16 protein-coding genes are annotated in these 16,193 nt (G+C 66.8%); 5 read left to right on the top strand and 11 right to left on the bottom strand.

Translation table 11 applies throughout. The features are described from left to right. Positions 1–110: 110 nt before the first annotated feature. From coaD to ACNFIA_RS01160, 4 genes are all read right to left on the bottom strand, one after another. Positions 111–590, bottom strand: coding sequence for a pantetheine-phosphate adenylyltransferase (gene coaD, locus ACNFIA_RS01175; RefSeq protein ID WP_024767001.1), 480 nt, complete (start codon positions 588–590; stop codon positions 111–113). A 347-nt stretch (positions 591–937) separates the two neighbouring features. Further along, a complete protein-coding gene (locus tag ACNFIA_RS01170) occupies positions 938–2,533 on the bottom strand; it encodes a GMC family oxidoreductase (protein ID WP_259758736.1) in 1,596 nt (531 codons plus the stop codon). A 40-nt stretch (positions 2,534–2,573) separates the two neighbouring features. Further along, on the bottom strand, positions 2,574–3,119 hold the full coding sequence (locus ACNFIA_RS01165) for a twin-arginine translocation pathway signal protein (protein ID WP_259758738.1): 546 nt from the start codon (positions 3,117–3,119) through the stop codon (positions 2,574–2,576). Positions 3,120–3,166: 47 nt separating this feature from the next. Next, on the bottom strand, positions 3,167–4,597 hold the full coding sequence (locus tag ACNFIA_RS01160) for a coniferyl aldehyde dehydrogenase (protein WP_416782588.1): 1,431 nt from the start codon (positions 4,595–4,597) through the stop codon (positions 3,167–3,169). A gap of 231 nt (positions 4,598–4,828) precedes the next feature. Here ACNFIA_RS01160 and ACNFIA_RS01155 point away from each other — a divergent pair, with 231 nt between their 5' ends. Continuing rightward, positions 4,829–5,482 carry a TetR/AcrR family transcriptional regulator gene (locus ACNFIA_RS01155; RefSeq protein WP_416782587.1) on the top strand — a complete coding sequence of 218 codons (654 nt, stop codon included), beginning with the start codon at positions 4,829–4,831 and terminating at the stop codon, positions 5,480–5,482. 214 nt (positions 5,483–5,696) lie between these two features. Here the strand turns inward: ACNFIA_RS01155 and ACNFIA_RS01150 are convergent, their stop codons facing one another. Continuing rightward, positions 5,697–6,113, bottom strand: a complete 417-nt coding sequence (locus ACNFIA_RS01150) for a GNAT family N-acetyltransferase (RefSeq protein WP_416782586.1) — start codon at positions 6,111–6,113, stop codon at positions 5,697–5,699. 82 nt (positions 6,114–6,195) lie between these two features. Then, positions 6,196–7,191, bottom strand: coding sequence for a hydrolase (locus tag ACNFIA_RS01145; protein ID WP_416782585.1), 996 nt, complete (start codon positions 7,189–7,191; stop codon positions 6,196–6,198). Positions 7,192–7,292: 101 nt separating this feature from the next. On the opposite strand from ACNFIA_RS01145, the gene ACNFIA_RS01140 reads away from it, so the two are divergent. Next, positions 7,293–7,646, top strand: coding sequence for a hypothetical protein (locus tag ACNFIA_RS01140; RefSeq protein ID WP_259758747.1), 354 nt, complete (start codon positions 7,293–7,295; stop codon positions 7,644–7,646). 6 nt (positions 7,647–7,652) lie between these two features. Here the strand turns inward: ACNFIA_RS01140 and ACNFIA_RS01135 are convergent, their stop codons facing one another. From ACNFIA_RS01135 to ACNFIA_RS01115, 5 genes are read right to left on the bottom strand one after another with little or no spacing between them, the layout of a single operon-like run. Then, positions 7,653–8,216, bottom strand: a complete 564-nt coding sequence (locus ACNFIA_RS01135; RefSeq protein ID WP_416782584.1) for a hypothetical protein — start codon at positions 8,214–8,216, stop codon at positions 7,653–7,655. A gap of 3 nt (positions 8,217–8,219) precedes the next feature. Then, the gene (gene rhuM, locus ACNFIA_RS01130) at positions 8,220–9,263 is read right to left on the bottom strand and encodes a RhuM family protein (protein ID WP_416782583.1); all 1,044 of its coding nucleotides are present in this window, start codon (positions 9,261–9,263) and stop codon (positions 8,220–8,222) included. A gap of 45 nt (positions 9,264–9,308) precedes the next feature. Continuing rightward, the gene (gene rsmD / locus ACNFIA_RS01125) at positions 9,309–9,920 is read right to left on the bottom strand and encodes a 16S rRNA (guanine(966)-N(2))-methyltransferase RsmD (protein WP_416782582.1); all 612 of its coding nucleotides are present in this window, start codon (positions 9,918–9,920) and stop codon (positions 9,309–9,311) included. Beyond that, positions 9,920–11,431 carry a M16 family metallopeptidase gene (locus ACNFIA_RS01120; RefSeq protein WP_416782581.1) on the bottom strand — a complete coding sequence of 504 codons (1,512 nt, stop codon included), beginning with the start codon at positions 11,429–11,431 and terminating at the stop codon, positions 9,920–9,922. Before ACNFIA_RS01120 ends, rsmD begins: the two co-directional genes overlap by 1 nt. Then, entirely contained in the window at positions 11,424–12,794 is a 1,371-nt protein-coding gene (locus ACNFIA_RS01115; protein ID WP_416782580.1) for a M16 family metallopeptidase, read from the bottom strand. The genes ACNFIA_RS01120 and ACNFIA_RS01115 overlap by 8 nt, the downstream gene beginning before the upstream one ends. Before the next feature lie 191 nt (positions 12,795–12,985). Between ACNFIA_RS01115 and ftsY the strand changes: the two genes are divergently transcribed. Genes ftsY through ftsX form a run of 3 tightly spaced genes read left to right on the top strand, consistent with a single transcriptional unit; the run spans position 12,986 to position 16,148 of the window. Beyond that, entirely contained in the window at positions 12,986–14,470 is a 1,485-nt protein-coding gene (gene ftsY, locus ACNFIA_RS01110; RefSeq protein WP_416782579.1) for a signal recognition particle-docking protein FtsY, read from the top strand. Further along, complete coding sequence (ftsE, locus tag ACNFIA_RS01105; protein ID WP_416782578.1) at positions 14,467–15,138, top strand: cell division ATP-binding protein FtsE; 672 nt, start codon at positions 14,467–14,469, stop codon at positions 15,136–15,138. The genes ftsY and ftsE overlap by 4 nt, the downstream gene beginning before the upstream one ends. After that, the gene (gene ftsX / locus ACNFIA_RS01100) at positions 15,138–16,148 is read left to right on the top strand and encodes a permease-like cell division protein FtsX (protein ID WP_416782577.1); all 1,011 of its coding nucleotides are present in this window, start codon (positions 15,138–15,140) and stop codon (positions 16,146–16,148) included. The genes ftsE and ftsX overlap by 1 nt, the downstream gene beginning before the upstream one ends. Positions 16,149–16,193 lie beyond the last annotated feature (45 nt).

Genomic DNA, 16,193 nt, shown 5'->3' with positions numbered 1-16,193 from the left:
GGCGATCGGTAGCAACAAGGGTGAAATTGTGCCGTATCGGCGCGCGCAGTGCACGCAATCAGGGAGTCAGCCGACGCAAACCGCCATCCTTGGCGGCTCGTGGCGCGCGATTAGCGCTTGAAGCGCTCGGCCAGGGCGCTGGCCACCGCGGGATGGACGAACTTGGTGATGTCGCCGCCCAGCGCCGCGATCTCGCGCACCAGGGTGGAGGAGATGAAGGAGTACTTCTCCGACGGGGTGAGGAACATGCTTTCCAGGTCGGGGGCGAGCTGGCGGTTCATGTTGGCCAGCTGGAACTCGTACTCGAAGTCCGACACCGCGCGCAGGCCGCGCAGCAGGATGTTGGCGTTCTGTTCCTTGGCGAAATGGGCGAGCAGCGTCGAGAAGCCGACGACTTCCACGTTGGGCAGGTGCGAGGTGACCTGGCGGGCCAGTTCCACACGCTGTTCCAGCGGGAACAGGGGGTTCTTCTTGGGGCTGGCGGCGACGGCAATGATCACCTGGTCGAACAGTCGCGAGGCGCGTTCCACCAGATCGGCATGGCCTTTGGTGATGGGGTCGAAGGTACCCGGGTACAACACTCGATTCATCGCGGCGTCCTGGTCGGCTCTTGTTGGCAGGCGGGGTGCAATAGCGGGCGGATGGTAACGCAGCATGTCCGTGGGGCCAAGCGACCTTGGTAGTGCTTCCGTGAACGGACTACCTGCGAAAACCGGCGGGAGACCGGTGAGTCACGCGCAGCGCCCGTGCCAGAGCGTGCGCGTGCGGTTTCCCCGGTTTCTCCCGGTTTCCCGTTGTAGGAGCGAGCTTGCTCGCGAAGAACGTCTCGCCGATACATCGCCGGTGAGCGGTTCGCGAGCAAGCTCGCTCCTACGCCGAACCTTCAGCTTCGGCGCGTCGGTCTGGTAGGGCGCCGGCATGGCGCCCGGATGGCGCGTCAGGCCTTGCCGAGCCGCTTGCCCAGGGCATCGGCCAGTTGCGCGGTGAGGCCATAGACCGAGAGCTGCGGGTTGGCGCCGATGCTGGTGGGGAACAGCGAACCGTCGTGGATCGACAGGTTCTCCAGCTGATGGTGGCGGCCGAGGCTGTCGCACACCGACTGCTTGGGATCCTCGCCCATGGCGCAGCCGCCCATCACGTGGGCGCTGCCCAGGCGGGTGCGGTACAGCTCCAGGCTCAGGCCGTCGATCAGTTCGTGGGCCTCCTTGGCGCTCTTCACATAACCGGCGTCGGCGTGCAGCGGCAGCACGGCCTTGGCCCCGGCGGCGAACTGGATGTCGGCCATGGTGTGGAAGGCGCGGCGGATGCCGTCCCAGGTGTAGTCGGTCATCTGGTAGTCGAGCACCGGGGTGTCGTCGCCGCGCAGGCTGACCGAGCCGGACGCGCTGTCGGGATGGAAGCCGTCGCGCATCAGCGCCAGGATCACGTTGGTGTGCGGCAGCTGCTCCATGCGCAGCGCGTTGTCCTCGCCGAAGCGGCCGAGCAGGGTGGCGCTGAGCGCCGGTTGCAGCGGCGGGACTTCCAGCTTGTAGGACATGCGCCCGGCGGCGCCGTCGTCCCACTGGAAGTGGTCGGAGTAGATCGACTGTGGCGCGCCGTAGAAGGGGTTGATCACCTCGTCGAAGGTCGCCGCGCTGAAGTTCACCACGTGCAGGAAGGTGCGCTGGCCGACGCGGCCGTTCGGGTCCGGCGCCTTGGAGCGCAGGAGGATCGCCGGGGTGTTGATGCCGCCGCCGGAGAGCACGTAGTGGCGCGCCTTGATGGTGATCTTGCGGCCGGTGGGGGCGACGCAGCGCTCGTCCATGGCCGAGCATTCCAGGCCGCTGACCTTGCTGCCATCGTGCAGCAGGCGGTCGGCGCGGGCGAGGAACAGCAGTTCGCCGCCCTTGTCGAGGGTCGCCGGGATGGTGGTCACCAGCATCGACTGCTTGGCGTTGGTCGGGCAGCCCATCCCGCAGTAGCCGAGGTTCCAGCAGCCGCGGACGTTGCGCGGGATGACCTTCCAGTGCAGGCCGAGCTTCTCGCAGCCGTTGCGGATCACGTCGTTGTTGGCGTTGGGCGGCATGATCCAGGGCGCGACGCCCAGGCGCTGCTCCATCTTCTCGAACCAGGGCGCCATTTCGGCGACGCTGTGGCCCTTCACGCCGTGTTCCTTGGCCCAGTGTTCCAGGGTGGGCTCGGGGGTGCGGAAGCTGGAGGTCCAGTTGACCAGGGTGGTGCCACCCACGGCGCGGCCCTGGAGGATGGTGATGGCGCCATCCTTGCTCATCCGGCCGATGCCTTCCTGGTACAGGCTGGGGTAGGCGTCGGATTCCTGCATCTTGAAGTCGCTGCTGGTCTTGAGCGGGCCTTCTTCCACCAGCAGCACCTTGTAGCCGGCGGCGCTCAGGGCTTCGGCGGTGGTGCCGCCACCGGCACCGGTGCCGACGATGACGACGTCGGCTTCCAGGGTCAGGTCCTTGTCCAGGCGCGAGCCGTTGTGGACTTTCCAGCCGCGGGCCAGGCCCTCGGCGAACAGATCGGGTACAGGCATGGGGATTCTCTTTCGGCGAATTCTTGTTGTTCTGGCGAAATCAGATCTTCGGCGGGCCGGGGTAGCCGCAATGGCCCCAGGACTCCGTGCGGCCATACCAGGCCATCATCACCAGTTGCAGCAGCGAGCTGTGGCCCATCTTCAGCAGGGAGATGGAGCTGTTCTGCCAGCGCGAGAGGAAGTGCTTCACGTCGTCCGCGCTGGCGTTGTCCCAGCTGCCCCAGATGCCGGTGAGCGGCCCACGGGTGATCGGCAGGGCGAGCACGTCGAACAGCTGCACGGTGAGCTTGAGCATTTCCGGGGAGAGGTGGTTGAGGCTGCTGTCCAGGCTTGAGAGGGTGCCTTTGACCGCCTCGGCCATGCGCTCGGCGGGCACGGCGCCGGCCAGCATCACCGGGATCAGCGCGCGCAGGAAGGGCATGTCGGAATCGCGCAGCACCGCGAAGCCGTTGGCCGGGGTGCTGGCCGAACAGCCGCTCAGGCTGGCGGTCACGCCCGCCGTGGCGAGGAAAGCCCCGCCCAGCAGGCCGATCTTGAGCACGCCGCGCCGGGAAAGCCCCGGCGCGTTCAGGGAGGTGTCTGTCATTCTTGTTCTGTCACCTATGTGGATGGCACCTGTGAGGAACGGGTGGGTCAGCGGATGAACAGCTTGTAGACCAGCTTCTGCAGCGACTTGCCGTAGGGCGGGTAGATCACCCGCGCGGCGTTGAAGCGCGGCTTGCTGAACACGCCCTTGGCCTTGGAGAAGGTCAGGAAGCCTTCGTGGCCGTGGTAATGGCCCATGCCGGACGGGCCGACGCCACCGAAGGGCATGTCGTCCTGGGCGACGTGCAGCAGGGTGTCGTTCAGGCACACGCCGCCCGAGTGGGTGTGGGCCAGCACGTGGTCCTGCTCGCGCTTGTCGTAGCCGAAGAAGTACAGCGCCAGCGGGCGGTCGCGCTCGTTGATGTAGCTGAGCGCCTGGTCGAGGCTCTGGTAGGGGATCACCGGCAGCAGCGGGCCGAAGATCTCCTCCTGCATGATCTTCATCTCGTCGGTCGCGTTCAGCACCAGCGCCTGCGGCAGACGGCGGCCCTGCGCCTGCGGGAACAGCGGCACGACGGTGGCGCCGCGGGCCTGGGCATCGGCGAGATAGCCGTTCAGGCGCGCCAGCTGGCGCTCGTTGATGATGGCGGTGTAGTCGGGGTTGTTCTCCAGGGTCGGGAAGAAGCCCTGGACCACCTGGCGGTAGCTCTCGACGAACTCGTCGACGCGGTTCTGCGGCACCAGCACGTAGTCCGGCGCCACGCAGGTCTGCCCTGCGTTGAGCGACTTGCCGAAGGCAATGCGCTCGGCGGCGTCCTTCATCGGCACGCTGGCGGAGACGATCGCCGGCGACTTGCCGCCCAGCTCCAGGGTGACGGGCGTGAGGTTCTCGGCGGCGGCGCGCATCACGTGCTTGCCGACGCTGGTGGCGCCGGTGAACAGCAGGTGGTCGAAGGGCAGCTTGGAGAAGGCGACGCCGACGTCCACTTCACCTTGCACCACGGCGACCAGGTCCTCCGGGAAGATCTTGCCCAGAAGGTCCTTGAGCATCTGCGCGCTGGCGGGGGTGGATTCGCTCATCTTGATCATCACCCGGTTGCCGGCGGCCAGCGCCCCGGTCAGCGGGCCAATGGCGAGGAACAGCGGGTAGTTCCACGGCACGATCACGCCGACCACGCCCAGCGGCTGGTAGATGACCTTGGCCGAGGCCGGCATGAACTGCATGCCGACGCTGCGCCGGGACGGCTTCATCCACTTCTTCACGCGCTTGGCCGCGTAATGCACGCCGTGCAGGCTGGGCAGCACCTCGGCGAGCAGGGTCTCGTCGGCGGAGCGGTTGCTGAAGTCGCGGTTGATCGCCTCGATGATCGCCTTCTGCTCGGTCACCAGCAGGTTGGCGAGGCTTTTCAGCCACTGGATGCGCTGGCCGGCCTCGGGCATCGGGTTAGCGCGGTAGGCCTGGCGCTGGCGGTCGAGAAGGGTATCCAGCTGGCTGATCTGCTGCTGGGTCTGCTGCAGGTAGGCGATATCGGCAACCATGACGGGCTCCTGGCGGGAAGCGGGTGGGGAAGCTCGCCGGCGTGCCGGATGCTTCGCGTTTTTATGCTGTTGCTGGATTTTTAGAGCAATTGCTCTAGAGTGTCAATCAGCATGCCGTTTCCGCGCCGCCAGGCCCAGCCAACGAAAAGTTGGGCGCGCCCCGGGGTTGTGTCAGGCGGTAGCAATCGGTGTACCTTTGCGTCCGCGCAATCCGCTTCGACGAGTTTTGGCATGGCACCACGCATCAACACCCGTGACCGCATCGCCCAGGCCAGCCTGGAGCTGTTCAACGCCCAGGGTGAACGCAGCGTCACCACCAACCACATCGCCGCGCACCTGGGCATCTCGCCGGGCAACCTGTACTACCACTACCGCAACAAGCAGGTGATCATCGCCCAGCTGTTCGCCGAGTACGAAAGCCACGTCGACCAGTTCCTGCACCTGCCCGAAGGCCGCGCGCTGACGGTGGAAGACAAGACCTTCTATCTGGAAGCGCTGCTCGCCGCGATGTGGCACTACCGCTTCCTGCACCGCGACCTGGAGCACCTGCTGGACTCCGACCCGGCGCTGGCCGCCGCCTACCGCGCGTTCGCCCGCCGCGCCATGGACAACGCCAAGGCGATCTACCGTGGCTTCGTCGACGCCGGCATCCTGCAGATGGACGAGCCGCAGCTCGAAGCCCTGACCCTGAACGCCTGGATCATCCTCACGTCCTGGGTGCGCTACCTGTGCACCACCCGCGAGGTGGCCGGCGACCTCAGCGAAGCGCTGATGCGCCGTGGCATCTACCAGGTGCTGGCGCTGGAAAGCGGGCACATCGCCCCGGCATTCCGTGAGGCGGTGGCGGCGGTGTTCGACCGGCTGTACGTGCCGCTGGAAGACTGATCCGCGTAAAGCGCGGTGACGTCGGAGCGGTTCTCGAGCCCTCACCCCAGCCCTCTCCCAAGGGGAGAGGGGGCAGTCTGTGCCGGCTGACGCTTTGGTTGCAGCCGACGCCGATCAGTCCCCTCTTCCTATGGGAGAGGGTTAGGGTGAGGGGGCTCTAGTGACGTAGGGCGCATAACGCGCCAGCGATATCCGCCGACCGCCCGTCCAACCGTCAGGCATCCACCTGGCGCGGCCCCGGCACCCGTGGCCGGCGCAGGGCGATGCCGTGGCGCTGGAAGAACGCCTCCACGCCCTCGGTGGCATCGGTATAGAGGGTGCGGTTCGGGTGGTCGGCGAGAAAGCGCGCCATCAGCGCCAGGCCAATCCCGCGGGACTGGAAGCCCGGCAGCACGGCGATTTCCGCCAGCCAGGTGGTCTGCGCCGTCTCGCTTTCCGCGCGCAGCAGGCCGAGCACCTGTTCGCCGTCCACGGCCAGCAGGAAGTAGCTGGAGAATTCGTAGAGGTCGCGCAGTTCCGCCAGGGTGCCGGGCGAACCCCAGCCCACGGCGCGGTACAACGCGGCGATACCGGCGCACCGGGCATCGCTCAAGGGTTCGTTGTGCAGAATCGTCAGCGGCGTGTCGTGCATGGCGGCGCTCCTTCCTGGCGTTTCCATCCGGGTGCAGTTCCAGTCTGCCGCATCGCCATGCCCAGGGGCTGATCCAGGGCAGTCAGGCCTCGTGCCGTTCGCGCAGCCACTGCGGAATGCGGCGCTCCAGATAGTAGTCCGGGCGCGTCGGCGACCCACCGATGAAGCCGACGTGGCCGCCATGGGGCAGCAGCTCCATCTGCGTCGAGGCGGACAGTTCGTCCCGTTGCGGCACGCTGCGTTCATGGATGAACGGGTCGTCGCTGGACTGGATGATCAGCGTCGGCACGCGGATGCCGCCCAGGTAATAGCGGCTGGAGGCGCGCCGGTAGTAATCGTGGACATCGGCGAAACCGTGCAGCGGCGCGGTCACCCGGTCGTCGAAGTCCCAGAAGGTGCGCATGCCATCCAGCGGCCCGAGGCGCTCCAGCGCGGCGAGGTTTTCCGCGTGGCCGGCACTGGCGAAGGCCTGGCGCTTGGTCTGCACGTAGGCCGTCAGCTCCCGCATGAAGTGCGCCTGGTAGACCCTGGAAAAGCCGATGCCGATGCGGTCCGCGCATTGGTCCAGGCGGAAGGGCACCGACACCGCCACCGCGCCTTTCAAGGGGCAGTTCTCCGAGGACTCGCCCAGGTACTTGAGCAGCACGTTGCCGCCCAGCGAATAGCCCACCGCGTACAGCGGCGCCGTTGGCCGTTTGGCGCGGACGTGGGCGACCACCGAGGCCAGGTCCTCGCTGACGCCGGAGTGATAGCCGCGCGGCAGCAGGTTCGATTCGCCCGAGCAGCCACGCCAGTTCAGCGCCACGCTGGCCCAGCCCTGCGCCGCCAGCTGTTGCTGCAGGCCGAGGATGTAGTGCGAGGACGACGAGCCGGTCAGCCCGTGCAGCGCCAGCACCAGCGGCGCGTCCGCCTCGTGCGGGCCGTGCCAGTCGAGGTCGATGAAATCGCCGTCCTCCAGCCACAGGCGCTCGCGGCTGCGCTCCAGGCTGGGCGCCTTGCGCAGGAGCGAGCCGTAGAGGGTCTGCAGGTGCGGGCCGGGCAGCCACCAGGCGGGTTTGAACGGGGAGGGTATAGTCATCACGGATCGAATGGGGCGGACAAGCTGTGATAGTAACGCCAAGTCGGCCCCGCCATGGATGTGTTGTGCATCGCCAATGCACGGAAAAGGGAGTGAGCACGATGTGGAAGAGAATCGCGGCCTTGAGCCTGGCGCTCTGGCTGGCCGCCTGCGGCGAACCGGTGCCCCAGGCGCAGCAGTCGTATGTCGGCCTGTGGACGGCGCCGCAGATGAGCCTGCTGATCACCGCCGACGGTCGAGTCGCCTACAAGCGCGTGTCCGGAAGCACGTCGAAGTCCATCGAGGCGCCGATCAAGCGTTACGAATCGGACGGTTTCACGGTGGGCTTCGGCCCGTTCGACACCCGCTTCAAGGTATCGAAGCCGCCCTACCAGGACGGCAACCAATGGAAGATGGTGGTCGATGGCGTGGAGCTGGTGCGCACCAGCACCGTCGATGTGGGCAAGTCGATCTGAGCCGGCTCACCAGCCAAATTCGTCGGCCAGGCCTTCCGCGCGGCGGGCGTCGCCCAGCACCTGCGCCAGTTGATCGACCAGCTCGCGGCGGTAGACCGGATTGACGCTGTAATCCTCCGCGAAGATGTCCTCCCCTGCGCCGCGCCAGACGCGGGCGAAGGTGGCGAGGCAGGCGGTCATCTGCCAGAGATCGTCGAACATCGGCACCGGCGCCCAGGGGCCGCCGTGCTGGTCGAAGAGGATGCGCCCGCTGGAGCATTCGAGGATGAAAGGGTCGGCCCCCTGGTCCGCCACCACGATCCAGTCATCGCTCCACCCTGCCAGGCGCTCGCCGGTAAGGCCGTGCCAGCGATAGCCGGCCTGCTGTTGCCACAGCCGTGCCAGCGCCGGAATGAAGAAGGGGTTGCCGGCGGTATCCAGGGTGCAGTCGCTTGGGCCGACTTCGCGGTAGAAGCGCTCCAGCTCGCCGGGCAGGGCGATGTCGCCGGCCCAGTCACTGGCGGGCTGTTCGAAACAGGGTTCGTCCAGCGCCAGTAGTTGTTCGCGAATCGAGAGGTGGGTGGGGGGCATGCTTTAGCCGTTCCTTGCTATGGGTGAGGTTCGCTGCTGCGCATGGGTCAGCTCCTGATCAGGTTCATAATCAGGTGAATCATCAGTTCCTTCTGTGCTGGATCGCTTTGTGCGACGAGCAGGGCGATGGCTGCGAGGGCGTTGTCGTTGATCTTCAGTTCGCCGTCGTGCTTGCTGATTGCGCTGCAGGAACCAAATGAAAAGGAAGGCCCCGATGCGTTTGTTGCCGTCGGTGAAGGGATGGTTCTTGATCACGAAGTACAGCAGGTGGGCGGCTTGCTCTTCGATGCTCGGATAGAGGAACTGGCCGTCGAAGGATTGGGCGACGTTACCCAGCACGCCGAGAAAACTCTCGTCCTTCGGGCGGCCGAACAGTTCGCTCGCTTCGCCTCTGCCCAGCAGGTCTGCCTTGAGTGCGGCGATGGCGCCGTTCGCCTCCTCCGGCTCGATAGCGTAACGGATGTTTTCGTCGAGGCCTTCGCTGGGCAGGCGTTCGCTGTCGAACTGGTGGAGCAGGACGAAGGTCCGTGCGTAGCCGGCGATCACGCTGACCAAGCCTTTTGCCTCCGGCAGACTGGCCTGATCGATCAGGTTCTCCTGGAACAGCGTCAGCGTGCGTTCCAGCTCGCGAATTCGCGCGCGCTGGGTCTGAAGGCGCTGCTCATTGAGCGCGTAGCCCTGGACCAGATAGTCCTTCAGCACCTGGTTCGCCCAGATGCGGAAATGAGTGCCTTGGCGGGAGTTGACCCGGTAGCCGACACAGATGATGGCGTCGAGGTTGTAGTGTTTGAGCTGCCGGCGGACTTTTCGCGCGCCTTCCTCTCGAACTACTAAGAAATCCTTAGTAGTTGCCAACTCGTCGAGTTCGCCGTCGCGGTAGATATTGCGCAGGTGGGTGAGCACGTTTTCAGGGGTGGTGCCGAACACCTCGCCCATTTGCCTTTGAGTCAGCCAGACGCTGTCGCTTTCCAGGCGAACCTCGGCTTTTTTCTCTCCATCGACGGATTGGTAAATGGCGATGGAGGTGAAAGCTGTCGATTCGCTCATTGGCGTTCTTCCTTGTTCAATGTCTGGCAAAAGCGGCTCCCTGCCTTAGTGTGCTTCCCGCTGCCACAACGCGTAATGCACTGACCCTGCCGTCTTCTCCCGGTGCAGCCGCCAGTTGCCGGGCAGGCCGAGGCTGGAGGGGACGGTTTCGCTTTCGGTGTAGATCCATGCGTCCTTGGCCAGCCAGCCGCGTTCTTCCAGCAGGCGGCAGGTGTTCTGCAGCAGGTCCTGGTGGAACGGCGGGTCGAGGAAGACCAGGTCGAAAACCTGGGAGGCCGGGGCGTCGAGGTAGCGCAGCGAGTCGGTCATCAACAGCTGGCCGTTGCCGCACTTGAGCGTGTCGAGGGTGGTGCGCAGGGCGGCCACGGCTTCGCCGTTGGTGTCCAGCGCAAGACCCGCGCTGGCACCGCGGGACAGCGCCTCGAGGAACAGCGCGCCGCTGCCGGCGAAGGGGTCGAGCACGCGGGCGCCGGGGACGTAGGCGGCCAGCCAGTTGAACAGGGTTTCGCGCACCCGGTCCGGCGTCGGGCGCAGGCCCGGGCCGTCGGGGAAGGCGAAGCGCCGGCTGCGCCACTCGCCGCCGATGATGCGCAGCTGTCCCAGGCCGCCGTGGGGCTTGTGTGCGGCGCGCGGGGCGCCGCCGGGTCGTTTGCTCATCAGTGCTCCGGTACGCCGGCGGGCTGCGCGGCGGGTTTGTCGGTGGGCGGCGGCAGCGGTTGCTGCGGCACGGTGGGGCCGGCGGTAACGATGACGAAGGCGTCCGGGTCGAGGTGGCGGCGCATGGCCTCTTTCACCTGTTCCACGCTCAGGCCCTGGACCTGGCTGAGGAAGGTTTCCAGGTAATCCAGCGGCAGGTTGTAGAAGCTGATGGCGCCCAGTTGGCCGACGATGTCGGCGTTGCTCGCAGTGGACAGTGGGAAGCTGCCGGCCAGCTCGCGCTTGGCGTCGTCCAGTTCCTTCTGCGTCGGGCCCTTGTCGAGGTAGTCGCGGACGATGTCCTGGACCAGCTTGAGGGTGCCTTCGCTCATTTCGGCGCGGGTCTGCAGGCCGATGGTGAACGGCCCGCGTGACTGCATGCCGGTGAAGCCGGAGTACACGCCGTAGGTCAGGCCGCGCTTCTCGCGCACCTGGTCCATCAGGCGGGTGCCGAAGCCGCCGCCGCCGAGGATCTGGTTGCCCAGGTAGAGGGCGGCGTAGTCCGGGTCGTTACGGGTGATGCCCAGTTGCGCCAGCATCAGCTGGGTCTGCTTGGACGGGAACTCGATGTGGGTGATGCCGGCCTTGGGTGTCTGCGGCTCGCCCGGCGCCGGCAGGGCGGGGCCCTTGGGCAGGGCCCGGGAGACGCTGGCGGCGATGGCTTCGGCCTGCGCGCGGGTCAGGTCGCCAACCAGCGCGATGACCACGTTGCCGGCGGCGTAGGCCTTCTGGTGGAAGGCGCGCAGCTGGGCTACGGTGATCTTCGGCACCGACTGCTCGTTGCCGTCACTGGAATGGGCGTAGGGATGGTCACCATAGAGCCGCTTGAACAGCTCCAGCCCCGCCAGCTTGCCGGGGTTCTGCTTCTGGTACTCGAAGCCGGCCATGATCTGGTTCTTGATGCGCGCCAGGGCTTCCTCGGGGAAGGTCGGCTGGCCGATCACCTGGTCGAACAGCGCCAGCGCGGCATCGCGCTTGGCAGGTTCGCTCAGGCTGCGCAGGCTGGCCACCGCCATGTCACGGTAGGAGCCGTTGCCGAAGTTGGCGCCCAGGTCGTCGAAGCCGGCGGCGATGGCACTGGTGTCCTTGCCGGGCACGCCTTCGTTGAGCATGGCGTTGGTCAGCATGGCCAGGCCGAAGTGCTCGCCGTCCTGGCTGCTGCCGGCGGCGAAGGTCAGGCGCAGGTCGAACATCGGCAGCTCATGGGCTTCGACGAAGAGCACGCGGGCGCCCTCGGCGGTCTGCCATTGCTGGATGTTCAATGTGCGGTGGCTGGGTGCCTTGCCGGCGGCTTCGGCCAGCGATTGCAGACCGGTGGGCGCGGCCGTCCCGGCGGGGGCCGGTTGCGTGGGGGCGGGCGCCGCTGCCGCGGTGTCGGCGGCAGGGCGGGAAACGAACAGCACCAGTCCGGCGATCAGCGCGATGACGATCAGCCCGACCAGGCCGTAGCGCAGGCCATTGCGTTCACTCATGGCTCGGCTCCTTGTCGGTGGCGACTTCCGGCAGGACCTGGGCGAGGGTCAGGCGGGAACGGGTGAAGTAGGTGCGGGCGGCTTGCTGGATGTCGTCGGCAGTAACCGCCTGGATGGCTTCCAGGTCCTTGTCCGCCAGGCGCCAGCCCAGGCCGACGCTTTCCAGCTCGCCGATGGTGCTGGCTTGGCCGGCGATGGAGTCGCGCTCGTAGACCAGCCCGGCGATGACCTGGGCGCGCACGCGCTCCAGTTCTTCCTGGCTGGGCGGGTTCTGCTTCAGGTCCTCCAGTTGCTTCCACAGCGCGGCCTCGACCTGGTCAAGGGTCTTGCCGGTCTGCACGTTCGGAGTGGCGGAGAGGAAGAACAGCCCGTCGCCACGGGAGAAGGCGTCGTAGGACGCCGAGGCACCGGTGACGATTTCCTCGCCACGTTCCAGGCGCGCCGACAGCCGGGCGCTGTAACCGCCGTCGAGGGTCGCCGAGATCAGGCGCAGGGCGTTGATCGACTTGGCGTCGTCGCTGCTGCCCAGGGTCGGCACGTTGAAGCCCATGATCAGGCTGGGCAGCTGGGTGCGCACGTGCAGTGTGAGACGACGTTCACCCGGCTCGGCCAGCTCCAGCGGTTTGCGCGCGGCGGGCAGGTCGCGCCGGGGGATCTCGCCGAAGTACTTCTGCGCCAAGGCCTTCACCTCGTCGCCGGTGACGTCGCCGACCACCACCAGAGTGGCGTTGTTCGGCGCGTACCAGGCCTGGTACCAGTGGCGCAGGTCGTCGATGGTCATGCGCTGCAGGTCGGCCATCCAGCCGATGGTCGGCGTGCGGTAACCGCTGGCGGGGTACGCGGCGGCCTTGAAGCGCTCGAAGGCCAGCGCGCTGGGCTTGTCCTCGGTGCGCAGGCGGCGTTCTTCCTTGATGACCTCGATCTCGCTCTTGAACTGGTCGGCCGGCAGGGCGAGGTGGGCCATGCGGTCGGCTTCCAGCTCCAGCGCCACCGGCAGGCGGTCGCGGGCCAGTACCTGGTAATAGGCGGTGTAGTCGTCAGTTGTGAAGGCGTTCTCTTCCGCGCCAAGGTCGCGCAGCACCAGCGATGCCTCGCCGGGGCCGAGCTTGCGGCTGCCCTTGAACATCATGTGCTCCAGGGCGTGGGAGAGGCCGGTGAGGCCGGGCGTCTCATAGCTGGAGCCGACCTTGTACCAGAGCTGGGAGACCACCACCGGGGCGCGGTGGTCCTCGCGGACGACGACCTTCAGGCCGTTATCCAGGGTGTATTCGTGGGTGGGCTGTGGCTCTGCGGCGCTCGCCATCAGCGGCAGCAACAGGGAACCAAGCAGCAGGCCGGCGTGACGGCGTGCAAGGGTTTTCATCGTGGACTGAACCTTTCGGGCTGTCCGCGGGGTCTATGCAGGCTGGCGGCCAGCCTCTTAACCCCGGCGGGCGAGGAGATGCTAGGATACCCATCCGTTTTCCGGGCGGCCACGTTCAGGGCTTCTCAAAGCTGTTTCGAGGCGTTTTAGCTGCCTGTTTCCGTGGCGTCCCCTAGAGATTCGATCCCTACATGTTTGGTTCCAACGACGACAAGAAGGCCCCGCCTGCCGGGGAGAAGAAGGGTCTGTTCGGCTGGTGGCGCAAGAAGCCCCAGGCCGAGGAACAGCCCGTAGCCGACGCCGCGCCGCAGGCCGAACAGCCAGCCGCCGCCGAGCGGGCTGTCGCTTCCGAGCAGGCTCCTGCCGCCCAGGCCGAGCCGGCGGCGCCGCGCGCCGAGCCGACTCCCGAGCCCACACCCGAACCGATAGTCGATGTGGTCCCGGCCAGCGTGCCGGTCGAGCCAACGGCGCAGCCTGTTGCTCAACCTGAGCCGCAGCCTGTTCCTCAACCCGCACCGCAGCCCGTCGCACAACCTGAGCCGCCACCCGTTGCGCAGCCGGTCATTGCCGAGGCGCCGCAGCCGGTCGTCCCGCCGGTCGCGCCGGCCCCCGTTGCCGCGCCCGTGCAGCCCGAGCCGGTTGCCGAAGCGCCTGTCGTGATCGCCCAGCCTGAGCCCGAGCCTGCCGCGCCGCCCGCAGCGGAACCCGAGCCGCAGGCCAAACCTGCCGCCAGCGAACCGGCCAAGCTGGGCTTCTTCGCGCGCCTCAAGCAGGGCCTGTCGAAGACCAGCGCCAGCCTGGGCGAGGGCATGGCCAGCCTGTTCCTGGGCAAGAAGGCCATCGACGACGACCTGCTCGACGAGATCGAAACCCGCCTGCTGACCGCCGACGTCGGCGTCGAGGCCACCACCACCATCGTGCAGAACCTGACCAAGCGCGTGGCGCGCAAGGAACTGGCCGACAGCGAAGCGCTGTACAAGGCCCTGCAGGAAGAGCTGGCGACCCTGCTGCGCCCGGTCGAGCAGCCGCTGACCATCACCCGCGACAAGCAGCCCTACGTGATCCTCGTGGTCGGCGTGAACGGCGTGGGCAAGACCACCACCATCGGCAAGCTGGCCAAGAAGCTGCAGCAGGATGGCAAGAAGGTCATGCTGGCCGCCGGCGACACCTTCCGCGCCGCCGCCGTCGAGCAACTGCAGGTCTGGGGCGAGCGCAACAACATCGCGGTGATCGCCCAGCACACCGGCGCGGATTCCGCCTCGGTGATCTTCGACGCCGTGCAGGCCGCCAAGGCCCGTGGCGTGGACGTGCTGATCGCCGACACCGCCGGTCGCCTGCACACCAAGGACAACCTGATGGAAGAGCTGAAGAAGGTGCGCCGGGTGATCGGCAAGCTGGACGAGACGGCTCCCCACGAAGTCCTGCTGGTGCTGGACGCCGGCACCGGGCAGAACGCCATCAACCAGGCCAAGCAGTTCAACAATGCCGTGGAACTGACCGGCCTGGCCCTGACCAAACTGGACGGCACCGCCAAGGGCGGGGTGATCTTCGCCCTGGCCAAGCAGTTCGGCCTGCCGATCCGCTACATCGGTGTCGGCGAAGGGATCGACGACCTTCGAACCTTCGAAGCCGATGCCTTCGTCCGTGCCCTCTTCGAGACCCGGGAAATCGCATGATCCGTTTCGAGCAGGTTGGTAAGCGCTACCCCAACGGCCATGTCGGCCTGCACGAGATCTCGTTCCGCGTGCACCGCGGCGAGATCATGTTCGTCACTGGCCACTCCGGCGCCGGCAAGAGCACCCTGCTGCGGCTGATCCTGGCGATGGAGCGCCCCACCACCGGCAAGTTGCTGCTCGGCGGGCAGGACGTTTCGCGCATCTCCACCGCGCAGATTCCCTTCCTGCGCCGGCAGATCGGCGTGGTGTTCCAGAACCACCAGCTGCTCAATGATCGCAGCGTGTTCGACAACGTCGCCCTGCCGATGCAGATCCTCGGCCTGCCCAAGGCGGACATCGCCTACCGCGTCGAAGCGGCGCTGGACCGGGTGAACCTCAAGGAAAAGGCCGAAGACCTGCCCTCCGACCTCTCCACCGGCCAGCAGCAGCGCGTCGGCATCGCCCGCGCCGTGGTGCACCGCCCGGCCCTGCTGCTCGCCGACGAACCCACCGGTAACCTTGACCCGCGCCTGGCCTCGGAAATCATGTCCGTGTTCGAAGACATCAATCGCCTGGGCACCACCGTGCTGATCGCCAGCCACGACCTGGCGCTGATCGCGCGTATGCGCCACCGGATGATCACCCTGCAGCGCGGCCGCATCATCGCCGACCGTGAGGAGAACGCCTGATGAGCGCCAATGACCTGCCTCGCGGCGAGGAAGAAGGCACCCCGCAGCGCAGCACGCGCGAGCGGCCCGACGACAACGAACACCAGGACCACAGCGCGTCCCTCGCGGCCTACGTGGAGAACCACCGCGCCAGCCTGCTGGACAGCCTGCACCGCCTGGTCAGCCACCCCTTCGGCAGTTTCTTCACCTGCCTGGTGATGGGCATCACGCTGAGCCTGCCCATGGGGCTGTCGCTGCTGCTGAACAATGTCGAGCGCCTTGGCGGCTCCTGGCAGCGCGCCGCGCAGATATCCCTGTTCCTCGACCTCAAGGCCAGCGAGACCCAGGGCCAGGAACTGCGCGAGCAGATCGAGAAAATGCCCGACGTGATCGAGGCGCAACTGATCAGCCGCGACGATGCGCTGAAAGAGTTGCAGGAACAGTCCGGTCTCGGCGAAGCGTTGAAGGAATTGCCTGACAACCCGCTGCCGGCCGTGATCTCGGTGACGCCCAAGCAGATCGACAAGGCCCAGCTGGATGCCCTGCGTCAACGGCTGTCGGAGCTGCCCGGTGTACAACAGGCGCAGCTGGACCTGGTGTGGGTCGAGCGGCTGTCGGCGATCCTCAAGCTGGGCGACCGCTTCGTCTTCGGCCTGACCATCCTGCTGGTCCTGACCCTGCTGCTTGTCATCGGCAATACCATCCGTCTGCACATCGAAAATCGCCGTAACGAAATCGAGGTCATCAAGCTGGTGGGTGGAACCGATGGCTACGTGCGTCGTCCCTTCCTCTATATGGGCGCGCTGTACGGCCTCGGTGCGGGCATCCTGTCCTGGGCCCTGCTGGCCTTTGGCCTGGACTGGCTGAACAGCTCGGTGGTCAATCTGGCCGGGCTGTACGGCAGTGATTTCGGCCTGTCGGGCGTACCGATCGACGATGGCCTGTCGCTCACTGTCGGCGCCGTGCTGCTAGGCTGGATCGGCGCCTGGCTGGCCGTGGCACGCCACCTGCGCGAATTGGCGCCGCGCTGAAACCCCCTGATTTTCCGGGGGCTTAGGCGGGTGTAAAGGAACTTT

Source organism: Pseudomonas sp. NY15437, assembly GCF_048068435.1.
Taxonomy (GTDB): Bacteria; Pseudomonadota; Gammaproteobacteria; order Pseudomonadales; family Pseudomonadaceae; genus Pseudomonas; species Pseudomonas nitroreducens_B.
The sequence above is the reverse complement of the archived record's forward strand: the minus strand, read 5'-3'. Positions and strand labels throughout refer to the sequence as shown.